At 65.5% G+C, this 13,757-nt stretch carries 11 protein-coding genes; 7 read left to right on the top strand and 4 right to left on the bottom strand.

Annotation, left to right across the window (positions count from 1 at the left end; all coding sequences use genetic code 11):
• Window position 1 precedes the first annotated feature (1 nt).
• On the bottom strand, window positions 2-2,182 hold the full coding sequence (locus tag CH293_RS10815; protein ID WP_094720182.1) for a cation-translocating P-type ATPase: 2,181 nt from the start codon (window positions 2,180-2,182) through the stop codon (window positions 2-4).
• On the bottom strand, window positions 2,175-2,315 hold the full coding sequence (locus CH293_RS28185) for a hypothetical protein (protein ID WP_176459965.1): 141 nt from the start codon (window positions 2,313-2,315) through the stop codon (window positions 2,175-2,177). The genes CH293_RS10815 and CH293_RS28185 overlap by 8 nt, the downstream gene beginning before the upstream one ends.
• Before the next feature lie 168 nt (window positions 2,316-2,483).
• On the opposite strand from CH293_RS28185, the gene CH293_RS10810 reads away from it, so the two are divergent.
• From CH293_RS10810 to CH293_RS10785, 6 genes are all read left to right on the top strand, one after another.
• Window positions 2,484-4,184, top strand: a complete 1,701-nt coding sequence (locus CH293_RS10810; RefSeq protein ID WP_094720181.1) for a cutinase family protein — start codon at window positions 2,484-2,486, stop codon at window positions 4,182-4,184.
• Window positions 4,185-4,340: 156 nt separating this feature from the next.
• The gene (locus tag CH293_RS10805; protein WP_019667013.1) at window positions 4,341-4,754 is read left to right on the top strand and encodes a VOC family protein; all 414 of its coding nucleotides are present in this window, start codon (window positions 4,341-4,343) and stop codon (window positions 4,752-4,754) included.
• Window positions 4,755-4,814: 60 nt separating this feature from the next.
• Window positions 4,815-7,193, top strand: a complete 2,379-nt coding sequence (locus tag CH293_RS10800) for an excinuclease ABC subunit UvrA (protein WP_094720180.1) — start codon at window positions 4,815-4,817, stop codon at window positions 7,191-7,193.
• Window positions 7,194-7,226: 33 nt separating this feature from the next.
• Window positions 7,227-7,718 carry an alpha/beta fold hydrolase gene (locus CH293_RS10795; protein ID WP_094720179.1) on the top strand — a complete coding sequence of 164 codons (492 nt, stop codon included), beginning with the start codon at window positions 7,227-7,229 and terminating at the stop codon, window positions 7,716-7,718.
• Between the two features lie 48 nt (window positions 7,719-7,766).
• Window positions 7,767-9,662: an HNH endonuclease signature motif containing protein gene (locus CH293_RS28560; protein WP_255122796.1), complete on the top strand. Its 1,896-nt coding sequence runs from the start codon at window positions 7,767-7,769 to the stop codon at window positions 9,660-9,662.
• Window positions 9,663-9,834: 172 nt separating this feature from the next.
• A complete protein-coding gene (locus CH293_RS10785; protein WP_094720177.1) occupies window positions 9,835-10,992 on the top strand; it encodes a hypothetical protein in 1,158 nt (385 codons plus the stop codon).
• A gap of 1 nt (window position 10,993) precedes the next feature.
• On the opposite strand, the gene CH293_RS10780 is transcribed toward CH293_RS10785, so the two are convergent.
• Window positions 10,994-11,578, bottom strand: coding sequence for a dihydrofolate reductase family protein (locus tag CH293_RS10780; RefSeq protein WP_094720176.1), 585 nt, complete (start codon window positions 11,576-11,578; stop codon window positions 10,994-10,996).
• Window positions 11,579-11,657: 79 nt separating this feature from the next.
• Between CH293_RS10780 and CH293_RS10775 the strand changes: the two genes are divergently transcribed.
• Complete coding sequence (locus CH293_RS10775; protein WP_094720175.1) at window positions 11,658-12,224, top strand: TetR/AcrR family transcriptional regulator; 567 nt, start codon at window positions 11,658-11,660, stop codon at window positions 12,222-12,224.
• Here the strand turns inward: CH293_RS10775 and CH293_RS10770 are convergent.
• A complete protein-coding gene (locus tag CH293_RS10770) occupies window positions 12,217-13,752 on the bottom strand; it encodes an aldehyde dehydrogenase family protein (RefSeq protein ID WP_037104259.1) in 1,536 nt (511 codons plus the stop codon). The two genes, CH293_RS10775 and CH293_RS10770, sit on opposite strands and share 8 nt — an antisense overlap.
• Between the last annotated feature and the right edge of the window lie 5 nt (window positions 13,753-13,757).

The raw sequence follows: 13,757 nt of genomic DNA, 5'->3' as shown, positions 1-13,757 counted from the left end.
CTCATGCGGGAGCGAAGCGCCGCAATCGCAGACTGTTGGTCACCACGAACACCGACGAGAAGGCCATTGCGGCACCCGCGAGCATGGGGTTGAGCAGGCCTGCAGCCGCCAGCGGAATGGCCGCGACGTTGTACGCGAACGCCCAGAACAGGTTGCCCTTGATCGTCGCGAGAGTCTTTCGCGACAACCTGATGGCGTCGCCGACGGCTCGCAGGTCCCCGCGCACCAGCGTCAGGTCGCTTGCCTCGATGGCGACGTCGGTGCCGGTCCCCATGGACAATCCCAGGTCGGCGGTGGCCAACGCGGCGGCGTCGTTGATGCCGTCCCCGACCATCGCCACGACCCTGCCTTCGGACTGCAGTTGCGCGACGACGTCGACCTTCCCCTGCGGGAGCACTCCGGCGAAGACTTCCTCGATCCCGACGTCGGCAGCGATCTTCCTCGCGGCCGCCTCGTTGTCACCGGTCAGCATCACCGGGGTCAGTCCGAGCTCACGCAGTTCCGCGACCGCCTGCTTCGACGTGGGCTTCACCGAGTCGGCGACGACGAGCACTCCCCGCGCCTGTCCGTCCCACCCGACGGCGACGGCAGTGCGGCCGTCGCGTTCGGCGTCGGCGAAGGCGGCGGCGAGGTCCGCGGGAAGGGTCATGGACCAGTCGGCCAGCAACGAGGCTCGCCCCAGAACCACGGCCCGACCGTCGACGATTCCCGTCACGCCGAGGCCGGACACGGCCACGAAGTTCTCGACGTCCGGCAACGCGCCGCTGCGGCGGGCGGCATCGGCGATGGCTTTGCCGATGGGATGCTCCGAACCTGCTTCCAGAGCCCCGGCCACGAGCAGCAGCTCGTCGTTCTCGGGAATCACCGAGAGCAGGGACATCTGGCCGGTGGTGACGGTGCCGGTCTTGTCCAGTACAACGGTGTCGATGCGCTTGGTGGACTCCAGGATCTCCGGTCCCTTGATCAAGATGCCCAGCTGCGCGGCGCGGCCGGTGCCGACCATCAGTGCCGTCGGAGTCGCGAGGCCGAGGGCACACGGGCACGCGATGATCAGAACGGCGACGGTAGCCGTGAAGGCCGCAGCGACGGATCCGCCGGTGCCGAGCCAGAATCCGAGTGTGCCGGCTGCGATCGCGATGACGATCGGAACGAAGATTCCCGAGATTCGATCGGCGAGCTTCTGCGCCTGCGCTTTCCCGGTTTGCGCGTCTTCGACGAGCTTGGCCATCTGGGCCAGCTGGGTGTCCGAGCCGACGCGGGTAGCCGTCACGACCAACCGGCCGCCGACGTTCACCGTCGCACCGACGACCGTGTCGCCCGGCGACACCTCCACCGGCACCGACTCACCGGTCACCATCGATGCGTCGACGGCAGAGGATCCGGATTCGACGGTTCCGTCCGTCGCGATCTTCTCGCCCGGCCGGACCACGAACGTGTCGCCTACCGCGAGATCTTCGACGGGAACCTGCTTCTCGACGCCGTCGCGCAGCACCGTCACGTCCTTGGCACCGAGATCGAGCAGGGCGCGCAACGCTGCACCTGCCCGGCGCTTGGACCGAGACTCGAAGTACCGGCCGGCCAGAATGAACGTGGTGACGCCTGCTGCCACCTCGAGATAGATGTTGGCCGATCCGTCCATCCGGTCGATGGTGAGCTCGAACGGGTGTTTCATGCCGGGAACGCCCGCGGTGCCGAAGAACAGTGCGTACAGCGACCATCCCAGCGCAGCCAACGTTCCCATGGACACGAGGGTGTCCATGGTCGACGTGCCGTGCCGCAGGTTCGTCCACGCGGACTTGTGGAAGGGATACGCACCCCACACGACGACCGGTGCCGCCAGCGTCAGCGACAACCATTGCCAGTTGGTGAACTGCAGAGCCGGAATCATCGCCATCGCGATCACCGGCACCGACAGAACCGCCGAGACGATCAGACGCTGCTTCAGCGGATCCGTCTCGGGCGTGGAGTCCGGCTCGGCAGCGGGGAGTGTCGCGGTGTACCCCGCGGCCTCGACAGCGCCGATCAGATCCTCGACGGGCACACCGTCGGACCGAACACGCGCCTTCTCGGTCGCGTAGTTCACCGTCGCGGTCACTCCGTCGAGCTTGTTGAGTTTGCGCTCGATTCTGTTGGCACACGACGCGCACGTCATGCCGCCCAGAATCAACTCCGTCTCACTCATGGTCCACCTGCGCGTGTTCGTGACTTGCGGGTGCCTCACCGACAGGGCCGACCGCGCCGCCGATCAGGAATGCGGCAAAGAACACCAGTGTGATTCCGAGTACGAAGCCTGCCAGTTTGATCGTCGTGTTCACGCGAAGCACCTCTTTCGTCTCACCTGTTCTACCATACCCCCCTAGGGTATCGGGAGGTCTCGATCCGGTCACGGTGTAACGCGGGGTTCCTCCGCGGCGACTTCCGTGTAGCCACCGCGTAGTGCAGCGGCGGTGTAATCGGTTCGGGGAACAACTGATTGGGAAGCCATGTCTCTACGCGTTTCGACTCGCAGGCCTGCGAATCGTCGACGGCTCGTCACCAGCGCCGTTGCGTTCGTATCGCTGGGCGCTCTGGCCGTCGGTGCCGCCGTCCTCACGACCGACAAGCTGTCGTCGTCGGACGCCGAGGTCGAGCTCGCATCGACCGCCACCTGCTACGACATGGTCAGCATCGCCGTCGGTGGCCGAGGCGACTCGCCCGAGGCCGGCAAGACCAAGATGCTCGAAACCCCCACCGGAACGCGACTGCCCGCAGCGCTCGCCGGCGATTTCGAGAGCGACTGGATCGACCAGATGGTCGGCGCTCCCAACGGCCAGGTGAAGGACGGCTCCTACGCAGCCGTCTACATCGAGTACCCGGCCAACATGGCCAGCTACGAATCCTCGGTCGAGACCGGCGTCGCGAACACCAAGACGGTCATGAACGCCATCGCCGCGTCGTGCCCCAAGACCCGCTTCGCCATCGTCGGCTACAGCGAGGGCGCCGACGTCACGCGTCGCGCAGCGATGGAAATCGGCAACCAGCAGGCCGACACCAACGGCAAGTTCGGCATTGTCGACCCGGGCAACGTGGTCGGCGTCGTCATTCTCGCCGATGCAGGCCGCAAAGACGGCGAGACCGCATTCCCCGGTTCCGCGTCGGGCACCAACCCCGACGGCTTCGACACCAAGTACCAGAACGGCTCCGGTCCCGCCGGCGCCGGCGCTCTACCGTCCACGCAAGGCGGCTTCGGTGTACTCGACGGCCGCGTCGCCTCGTTCTGCTCACAGGGCGACCTGACGTGCGCGATGCCCAAGAACACCTCGCTGCTGCACCTGGCCGCCAACGTCGGACGCCAACTCGACGTCGACGCCATCCAGCGCGACAACACCCTGACCCCCGCCACCGGCGCCGACCTCGCCATGGTCCTCGGCAAGATCGCCGTCGCCGCCTTCGCCGACATCACCAGCCAGGACAACTGGCTCGCCGGCGACGAGACATTCCTCGACGTGCTCATCAAGGTCTCCGAGCCCGGCTACAAGCCGGCCGACCCGACCACCAAGGTCGCCGCGAAGCCCGAAACGGACGAGAACGGCGAACCGCTGCCCGCAGAGAGCGCAGTCAACCTCGCCTACCTGCCGTCGAAGATCGCCAAGGAAATCATCGGCTTCATCGGATCCAACACCGACACCATCCCCGTCGCGATGAACGATCCGTACGGTCAGACCCTCGGACCGGGCTCCGGACACCACTTCGACTACTGGCGTGACGCCGACAAGGCCAACGGCAAGCCGCTGACCTCGGCCGAATACGCTGCCGCATGGCTGACCCAGCTCGCCAAGGACGCCCAGGCCGGCAAGCCCATCAAGTCCAAGGAAGTTCAGGAGCAGGCCCGCCTGACCGTTCTGTCCGCCACCGCGACCCCCACCACGACCGCGCCGACGAGCACCTCCACAGCTGCTCCCGTCGTCGCACCCTACGTCGCCCCCTATGGCGCACCTGTGGTGCCGGAGGCAGGCGTTCCCGCCCCGATCGTCGACCCGGCCGCTCCCGTCGATCCGAACCTGACCGCAATACCTGTCGTACCCGCCCCCGACGCCGCGGGCGCAGTCGTCGACGGCTCGGTCGTCACCACCCCGCCGGCTGCTACCTCAGCAGCTCCGACCACCACAGCCGTCCCCACGACCACCGTCGTACCGGCTGGGTAGTCGTACTCCCTTTCCCATTCGGAGCGAAAGCGCCGTTCGGTCAGTCTGACTGACCGAACGGCGCTTTCGGTCTTCCAAGGGAACTGTCGGGGGAAGGTCCGGACCGATCAGGAATCGAGAAGTGTCCGACGCCGAGGCCTACTAGCGTCTTTCCACATGAACATCACCATTCATTCCTCGTTCCTTCCCCATGACGATGCCGATGCGGCGCTGGGGTTCTATCGCGATCTCCTCGGTTTCGAGGTGCGCCTGGACGTCGGGTACGACGGCATGCGCTGGCTCACCGTCGGGCCGGTCGGACAGCCGGACACGGCAATTGTCCTGACGCCACCGGCGGTAGATCCCGGCATCACCGACGACGAGAAGAAAACCATCCTCGAGATGATGGCGAAGGGCACGTACGCGGGCCTGCAGTTGGCGACGCCCGACCTGGACGCCACGTTCGACGCGCTGCAGGCCGGGGGCGCCGACATCGTGCAGGAGCCCATCGATCAGCCGTACGGTCTTCGTGATTGCGCCGTCCGCGACCCTGCGGGGAATCTGCTGCGAATCCAGCAGGCCCGCAGCTGACGGACATGCTTGAATTCGCATGATTGGATGCCAGTCCCACCGAGAAACGGAGATGTCCTGATGGCCCGACGCGCCAGTTCGACGACCGAGGTCCACAAGGCCGACAGCCACGATCTGATCCGTGTGCAGGGCGCGAGGGTGAACAATCTGCGCGACATCAGCGTCGAGATCCCCAAGCGCCGGTTGACGGTGTTCACCGGCGTTTCGGGGTCCGGCAAGTCGTCGTTGGTGTTCTCCACGATCGCCGCGGAATCCCAGCGGATGATCAACGAGACGTACAGCGCGTTCGTGCAGGGGTTCATGCCGTCGCTCGCGCGGCCGGACGTCGACGTGCTCGACGGGTTGACCACCGCCATCATCGTCGACCAGCAGCGAATGGGTGCCAATCCGCACTCGACCGTCGGTACCGCCACCGATGCGAATGCGATGCTGCGAATCCTGTTCAGCCGTGTCGGAAGGCCCTACATCGGTTCGGCCCAGGCCTTTTCGTTCAACGTCGCGTCGGCGTCCGGGGCGGGTGCGGTGAAGGTCGAGAAGGGCGGGCGTCAGACCACCGAGAAGCGAACCTTCTCGGTCACCGGCGGCATGTGCCTGCGCTGCGAGGGGCGCGGATCGGTGAGCGACATCGACCTGACCGCTCTGTACGACGACAGCAAGTCTCTCAACGAGTCCGCCATCACCATCCCCGGCTACAGCATGGACGGCTGGTACGGCCGGATCTTCCGTGGCAGTGGATACTTCGACCCGGACAAGCCGATTGCCAAGTACAACAAGAAGGAACTGAACGACCTTCTGTACCGCGAGCCGACGAAGATCAAGGTCGAGGGCATCAACATCACCTACCTCGGCCTGGTCCCGCAGATGCAGAAATCCATGCTGTCCAAGGACGTCGACGCGATGCAGCCGCACATTCGTGCCTTCGTCGAACGCGCCGTGACGTTCCAGACCTGTCCCGAATGCGACGGCACCCGCCTGAACGAGGGCGCTCGGTCCTCGAAGATCAAGGGAATCTCCATCGCCGATGCCTGTTCCATGCAGATCAGCGACCTCGCCGCCTGGGTCAGCGGTCTGAAGGAGCCGTCGGTGGCGCCGCTGCTCGACTCTCTGCGGGAAACGTTGGAGTCGTTCGTGCAGATCGGGCTGGGCTACCTGTCCCTGGAACGGCCCGCCGGAACCCTGTCCGGCGGCGAGGCCCAGCGCACCAAGATGATTCGCCATCTCGGATCGTCGCTCACCGACGTCACCTATGTGTTCGACGAACCGACGACAGGCCTGCATCCCCACGACATCGAGAACATGAACCAGCTCCTTCTGCAGTTGCGAGACAAGGGAAACACGGTTCTGGTCGTCGAGCACAAGCCGGAAACCATCGTCATCGCGGATCACATCGTCGACATCGGCCCCGGCGCCGGGACCAACGGCGGTCAGATCTGCTTCGAGGGGTCCGTCGACGACCTCCGCACGAGCGACACCGTCACCGGCCACCACTTCGACGACCGCGCGGTGATCAAGGATTCTGTACGCGAGTACTCCGAGGTCATCGAGATCCGCGGTGCGGACTCGCACAACTTGCAGAGCGTCGACGTCGACGTGCCACTGGGCATCCTGGTCGTCGTGACAGGCGTAGCCGGCTCCGGCAAGAGTTCACTGATACACGGTTCGCTCGGAGAGCTCGACGACGTCGTCTCGGTCGACCAAGGTGCCATCCGCGGGTCCCGTCGCAGCAATCCTGCGACGTACACCGGGCTGCTGGAGCCGATCCGCAAAGCGTTCGCGAAGGAGAACGGCGTCAAACCTGCTCTGTTCTCGGCTAATTCGGAGGGCGCGTGCCAGGTCTGCAACGGTAACGGCGTCATCTACTCGGATCTGGCGATGATGGCGGGCGTCGCCACGATGTGCGAGGAGTGCGAAGGAAAGCGGTTCCAGGCGTCGGTGCTCGAGTATCACCTCGGCGGTAAGAACATCAGCGAAGTGCTCGCCATGTCCGTGGCGCAGGCCGAGGACTTCTTCGGCAACGAGGTGAAACTGCTTGCTGCTCACAAGATTCTGGTCCGGCTCGCCGACGTCGGCCTGGGTTACATCAAGCTCGGCCAGCCCCTGACGACGTTGTCCGGCGGCGAACGTCAACGCCTCAAGCTGGCCGTTCACATGGCCGACAAGGGCGGAATCTACGTCCTCGACGAGCCGACCACAGGACTACACCTCGCCGACGTCGAGCAATTGCTCGGACTGCTCGATCGCCTGGTCGAGTCCGGAAAATCCGTCATCGTCATCGAACATCACCAGGCCGTGATGGCCCACGCCGACTGGATCATCGACCTCGGCCCCGGTGCAGGCCACGACGGCGGCTGCGTCGTTTTCGAGGGAACTCCGGCTGATCTCGTCGCCGACGGTTCGACGCTCACCGGGCAGCACCTGGCTGCCTACGTGGGGAGCTGACGGCACGCCCGGTTTCGGGGCAGAATCGAGCGCATGACGACACTGCTGTTCGTGCACGGCGCCGGTGGTTTCACGGAGGACAGATCGCTGGCCGACGCCCTTGCGGGGGCGTCGGGTGTCGACGTGGACATGCCCGAGTTCTCCGACGAGGACATGTCTTTCGAAGCGTGGGCGCGTCCACTGCGAGTTCGATTGGAATCGTTGGACCCGTCCGACATCCTCGTGGCGCACTCGTTCGGTGCGTCCGTATTACTACGCGTCCTCGCGGAGCGGCAGTGGGGCTTTTATGAGCCGGCCACCCTGCTGGCAATGCCGGATTGGGGGGCCGGCGGGTGGGACGTTCCCGAATACGCGTTCGACGGACCCGAGCCCACTACCTCTCTGGCACTTCATCATTGCCGCGACGACGAGGTGGTCCCGTTCGAGCACCTGGCGTCGAACGCGGCGTTGTTGCCGTCCGCTCGCATCGTGGAGCACCCGTCGGGTGGTCACCAGTTCCACGGAGCGGATTGGCCGACGATGTAGTTCGAACATATGTTCGACAAATGGCGGTTTTCGGGCTATGGTGGAGTCATGCTTTTGGGGGAGAGCGTCGACGATGTAGCCGGGGACCTTCGGGTCGATACGGCGCGTGGTGTGTTGCCGATCGAGGACCCTGCGTTGCGTGCTGCGGTGGAGGAGATGGAGTCCGCGTGGGGTGCGGTTGCGGAGGCGTCGTTGGATGGTCGGGTTGTCGGTGATGCGGACCGGCGTGCGGTGTTGGTGCGGATGGAGACGGTGTCGCGGGCGATCTACGGCACCTCGCACACGTGGTTGACGGAGTTGGTGGACGGTGACGGTTTGGCGGTGATGCCGGAGCGGTCGAATCCGTCGCGGTTGGCGTGTTTGTTGCGGATCGACTCCGCAGTCGCGGGTAAGCGCATCAAAATCGCGGGAAAATTGGCGCGGCGGCGTTCGTTGACCGGGGAGCAGCTCGATGCGTTGTTGCCGGTGACTGCGCGAGCGCAGTGCGAGGGTCATCTCGACGCTGCGCATGTGCGGGTGATCGAGAAGTTCTTCGACACCCTGCCCGCTGGGATCGATCACGAGTCGTTGGTGCAGTCGGAGATCTTGTTGGTGGACTTGGCGAAACAGGTCTCGCCGGAGCAGTTGAAGGTTGCGGCGCACAGGTTGACGGCGTTGTTGGATCCGGATGGGGAACTGCGGGACAAGAAGGACATCGCGAGGAAATGCTTTCTTAGACTCGGCCCGCAGGAGGTCGACGGGACCTCGAAGATGGCCGGTGTCATCGACGCTGAGTTCCGTGCGTATCTGGAGCCGGTTCTCGCCAAACTCGCCCGCAAGGGAGTGTTGAACCCCGACGAGCCGAAGCCCGTGCACGACACCGACCTGAGTACCGCCTACCCCGGCAGCATTCCCGACAGCAACGACAGCAACGACGATGACGGGCAGAACGAACCGGACGACATCGGCTCGGACGACGACGGTGCAGACGGTGAGGGCGCGGACGGTGAGGGCACGGACGGTGAGGGCACGGACGGTGAGGGCACGGACGGTGAGGGCACGGGCGAGCAGGATTGCGACGCCACGAGTTCCAGTACTGCGGGATCCGATGCCGCGGGATCCGATGCCGCTCGGGCGGGTGCTGCGGGATCCGATGCCGCTCGGGCGGGTGCTGCGGGATCCGATGCCGCGGGATCCGATGCCGCTGGGGCGGGTGCTGCCGGGTCGGGTACTACTTCTGCAGGGTCGCCGGGTCCGCTGACGCTGTTCGATCCCGAGGAGACTGCTGCTGCTGCTGCGGAGCTGGAGGCACGCGCCGGCCGGGACCTACGCACCCAAGGGCAACGGAACCACGATGCCGTCAAAGCGGTGTTCCGTCAGACCCTCGCAGCCGGCACCCTCGGAACCCACCGCGGACTACCGGTCACTGCGGTGATCTCGATGTCCGCCTCCGATCTGGCCACCGCGTCCGGGCATGCCGTCACCGGCACCGGATCGCTGGTCTCGATTCGCGACGCCATCCGCATGGCCGCCCACGCCCACCACTACCTCGCTGTTTTCGACGACAACGGACGCGCCCTCTACCTCGGGCGCGGTAAACGACTCGCCTCGGCCGATCAACGCATCGTCCTCATCGCCCGCGACCGCGGCTGCAGTTTCCCCAATTGCACGCGCCCCGCCACCTGGAGCCAGGTCCACCACATCGACGAATGGGCTGACGGTGGCAACACCGACATCGACGACCTGACCTTCGGGTGCGACTGCCACCACCCCCTCGTCGGCGACGGACCGAACCAGTGGGCGACCACCACCACCGGAACTGATCATCCCCAACCCGGCCGCACCGCCTGGCATCCACCCGAATCCGTCGACCCCCGACGCAAGGGGCTCGTCAACCACTACCACCATCCACAGGAATACCTCTACCCATCAGACGATCCCGACGCCGAGACCCGGACCGGATAGCTCGGCCCCCGGCACCATCGAATCGAACACCCACCCGTGAACGGCACAACCACCACCTGTGCCGCTCACACCCTTGGCCTCAGCACCCCGTAACCTGAGCACCGTCCGCGGGAAGCTCCCCGCGGACGGATGAGTATCCCGGATACGGCGATGCCGCGTTACCATTCCGGGGATGGGGGAGATCGAGGATCCGAGGCAGCGTTTGGCGCGTCTGGTGATCGAGCGTGTCACGGTCGAGGGCGGGGCTGGGGCTCGGCTGGATTCGTCGGCGTTCGCGGTGAGGTACGACGAGGCGTCTGTCCTACCGCTCGACAATTTGTTCCACGACACCGCGGGAGCGTCGGAGCTGGCGCTCGAGTCGCATGTCGCGCATTTCGTATCGACGACGATGTCGTCGAACTTCTGGCCCGGTGACTCGCACGAGGCGCTACCGAGGCTGCGTCCGGTGTTGAAACCGTCGACGTACGCGTTGGGCTCACCGTCGGGTTTGCTGTTGTCGCGGCGCGTGTTCCCGTTGGTCGACGAGCTCGTCGCGGTGGACATGCCATCCCACAGCTCGATCGTGTCGTGGGACACGATCGAGACGTGGGGTGTGGATCCGTCCACGGTGTTCGCCGCGGCCCGGTCGAATCTGGCCACCGTCACCCAGCATGCCGATCCGACGAAGGGCCGCGCCACTCAGCGGTTGGTCGACCGCGGCGGGCAGTACTACACGTCGTGGCTGTTGGACTCGGGGTGGCTCGAGTCGCACAGGTCGCGGTTCGGTTGTGCACCTGTGGCATTCGTTCCCACGGTAGACACGCTGTACGTCGTGCCCAGCGACGACGAGGACCTGCTGGCCAGACATTTCGGTCTCGCCGAGGAGCAGTACCTGCACACATCGCGGTTCCTGTCACCGCAGGCGTACACCGTCGACGACTCGGGTGCTGTGGTGACGCTCGACGTCACGGCGCCGGACAATCCAGGCAGCGCTCGGGCCCGCTGCGTGCACATCTCGAAAGAATATGCAGCACAGGCCGACTGGCTACAGCGTCAGTACGAGCTGGATCGTGTGCACTCCGAGATCGGCACGGTCACCGTCAAGTCGACCCCGTTCGGTCCCCGTACGGTCACGATCTGGGCCGACGAGGTGGACTGCACGCTGCCGGAGACCGACCTCGTGGCGTTCTGCCGCGAGGGCGTCGAGCCGTTCTTCGTCCAGTTCGCCGACGTGGCGTCCATCAGTGGTGTCCAACCGATGGCAGGCCTGGACCCGGCTCGCTATCGGGTTCCCGCCTGGCCACCGCCGGACATCGTCGAACGGTTACGCGCGCACAGCATCCTGGTGTGACCTACGACGGTCGGTCGAGCGTGTACTCGTTGATGACCACGCCGGATCCATACGGTGTGCTCGCGACGAGATTCAAGCCCGCGACCGAGTATTCGCGGTCGGCGAAGAGGCGCTTGCCCGATCCCAGCAGAATCGGGTTGATCTTGAGGATGATCCGATCGATCTCGTCGACGAGTGCGGACGCGAAGACCCCTCCACCGGCCAACCAGATGTCCGATCCGCTCTGCTGCTTCAGCTCCCGCACCAGTGCAACCGGATCCCCGTTCGTCACCGTCACCTCCGGCACAGCATCGTCGGCGGTGTGCTGGCGGGAGAACACGTACTGCTTCAGATGCTCGTACGGTCCGCCGCGCCGGTGTTCACCCTCCGCCGCGTAGGTGCCCCACCCCATCATCACCGTGTCGAACCTCGTCAGAGGCGGCGTCAGGCCGGTGGCCTGGAGGCCGAGCGTCGGGATCGTGTCGGTGTACTCCCGCAGGATCATGTCGATGTGATCGCCCGTCTGGGGGAACGCATCGAACGTGTCGTCCGGGGCAGCGATGAAGCCGTCGAGGCTGGCGGCTACGTAATAGACCAGTTCACGCATGAGAATCTCCAATCACGACGGATGTAGTGGTTCGACTCAGAGAGTACGACACCTGTCGTGGTTGCGCTAGTCTTTTTCCATGGCTCGCAATTCGCAACGCAGATCAGAGCTCGCCGACGCCGGCATTTCGATCCTGGCCGCCGAGGGCGCACGCGGGCTCACCCACCGTGCCATCGATGTGCAGGCAGGCGTACCGAAAGGCACCACGTCGAACTACTTCAAGACGCGCGAGGACGTCATCGCCGGGTTGATCGAGCGCATCGGCGAACGCCTTGCCCCGGATCCCGACGTGCATGCCCCGCTCGCCGCGAAAGCGCCGAGTGCGGAATTGTTCGCCGAGTACACCCGCGACATCGTCGCGCGGCTCCTGACCAACCGAGAAGTGACGCTGGCACTGTTCGAACTGCGGCTGGAGGCGTCGAGACGGCCGGAGATCGGCGCCGTTCTCGGCGCATGGCAACGCTCGAGCTTCCGCGGCGACGTCGAATTCAACCTTGCCGCAGGACTTCCCGGGGGCGCCAAGGAGATCGCACTGTTCCACTACGCGATCGACGGCCTCCTGTTGGACCGGCTGACCTACCCGATCGACCCGGAGACCTCGACCGACGACATCGTCGACGATTTGGTGAACGGCCTGCTCAGGTGAACTCGACTCCCTGCGCGAGAGGCAGCTCATTGGAGTAGTTCACGGTGTTGGTTGCCCGTCGCATGTAGGATTTCCATGCGTCCGAACCGGATTCGCGTCCGCCACCGGTTTCCTTCTCGCCGCCGAACGCACCGCCGATCTCCGCTCCCGACGGTCCGATGTTGACGTTGGCGATGCCGCAGTCGGATCCGGCTGCGGACAGGAACCGCTCGGCCTCACGCAGATCCGTCGTGAAGATCGACGACGAAAGACCCTGTGGCACATCGTTGTGCAACGCGATGGCCTCGTCGAGCGTCTCGTAGGTGAGAACGTACAGAATCGGCGCGAACGTCTCGTGACGCACGATGTCCGTCTGTGCAGGCATCGTCACCACCGTCGGCTGGACGTAGTAGGCGTACTCGCCGAAGATGTCGACGCGCGAACCGCCTGCCTTCACGACGCCACCAGCGCCGACGGCAGCGTCGAGCGCCTTCTGGAAGCCGGCGAAGGCCGGCGCGTCGATCAGCGGCCCGACGAGCGTGTCGGCGTCCAGGGGTGAACCGATGGACAGCGATTCGTACGCCTTCGCGATCCGCCCGACCAGCTCGTCGGCGATGGAGGAGTGCACGATCAGTCGTCGCAGCGACGTACACCGTTGCCCTGCAGTACCCGCCGCGGAGAACACGATCCCCCGGGTCGTCAGATCCAGATCGGCGGACGGGGTGACGATGGCGGCATTGTTGCCACCGAGTTCGAGCAGGACCCGACCGAACCTCTCCGCGACGCGGGGCGCCACGGCTCGGCCCATGCGTGTGGACCCGGTCGCGGACAGGAGCGCCACGCGGGAATCGTCGACGAGCGCTTCACCGGCCACGCGGTCGCCGATGACCAACTGCGCAACGAGAGGGTCGACGTCCGCGTTGGCGGCGGCACGCTCGAACAGCGCCTGAACAGCGAGCGCGGTCAGGGGCGTCTTCTCCGACGGCTTCCATACGACGGTGTCGCCGGCGACCAAGGCGAGAACGGTGTTCCACGACCAGACTGCGACAGGAAAGTTGAAGGCAGTGATGACGCCGACGACCCCGAGCGGATGCCACTGCTCCATCATGCGATGGCCCGGACGCTCGGTTGCGATGGTGTTGCCGTACAGCTGACGCGAGAGCCCGACTCCGAAATCGCAGATGTCGATCATTTCCTGGACCTCGCCCAGACCCTCGGACAGGATCTTTCCCGCCTCGATGGAGACCAGCTCGCCGAGATCGGCCTTGTACTCACGCAGTAGCTCGCCGAGTTCACGGATCAGGCCACCTCGAACCGGAGCGGGAACGGCGGACCACTCGGTGAACGACGATGTCGCCACGGTGACGACGGCGTCGACATCGGCCGCGGTGGCCGCGGCGAGGGACGCGAGATTCCCACCGGTGATCGGCGAACGGGCGACGACCGGAAGTTCCGACCTGGGCACGTCGAGGTCGGCGGTCACCCCCAGGCGTCCCAGGATTGCGCGGGTACGGACGCTCAGCTCGTCGTGCTTGACCGGGGAAGTCATTGTGA

The sequence above is a fragment of the Rhodococcus sp. 14-2470-1b genome, from assembly GCF_002259415.1.
GTDB lineage: Bacteria > Actinomycetota > Actinomycetes > Mycobacteriales > Mycobacteriaceae > Rhodococcoides.
The sequence above is the reverse complement of the archived record's forward strand: the minus strand, read 5'-3'. Positions and strand labels throughout refer to the sequence as shown.

Coding starts and splice junctions, on each gene's coding strand:
- CH293_RS10770 (WP_037104259.1), bottom strand. CDS start 13,752: ATGACTTCCCCGGTCAAGCACGACGAGCTGAGCGTCCGTACCCGCGCA.
- CH293_RS10785 (WP_094720177.1), top strand. CDS start 9,835: ATGGGGGAGATCGAGGATCCGAGGCAGCGTTTGGCGCGTCTGGTGATC.
- CH293_RS10795 (WP_094720179.1), top strand. CDS start 7,227: ATGACGACACTGCTGTTCGTGCACGGCGCCGGTGGTTTCACGGAGGAC.
- CH293_RS10775 (WP_094720175.1), top strand. CDS start 11,658: ATGGCTCGCAATTCGCAACGCAGATCAGAGCTCGCCGACGCCGGCATT.
- CH293_RS10815 (WP_094720182.1), bottom strand. CDS start 2,182: ATGAGTGAGACGGAGTTGATTCTGGGCGGCATGACGTGCGCGTCGTGT.
- CH293_RS28560 (WP_255122796.1), top strand. CDS start 7,767: ATGCTTTTGGGGGAGAGCGTCGACGATGTAGCCGGGGACCTTCGGGTC.
- CH293_RS10805 (WP_019667013.1), top strand. CDS start 4,341: ATGAACATCACCATTCATTCCTCGTTCCTTCCCCATGACGATGCCGAT.
- CH293_RS10780 (WP_094720176.1), bottom strand. CDS start 11,578: ATGCGTGAACTGGTCTATTACGTAGCCGCCAGCCTCGACGGCTTCATC.
- CH293_RS10810 (WP_094720181.1), top strand. CDS start 2,484: ATGTCTCTACGCGTTTCGACTCGCAGGCCTGCGAATCGTCGACGGCTC.
- CH293_RS10800 (WP_094720180.1), top strand. CDS start 4,815: ATGGCCCGACGCGCCAGTTCGACGACCGAGGTCCACAAGGCCGACAGC.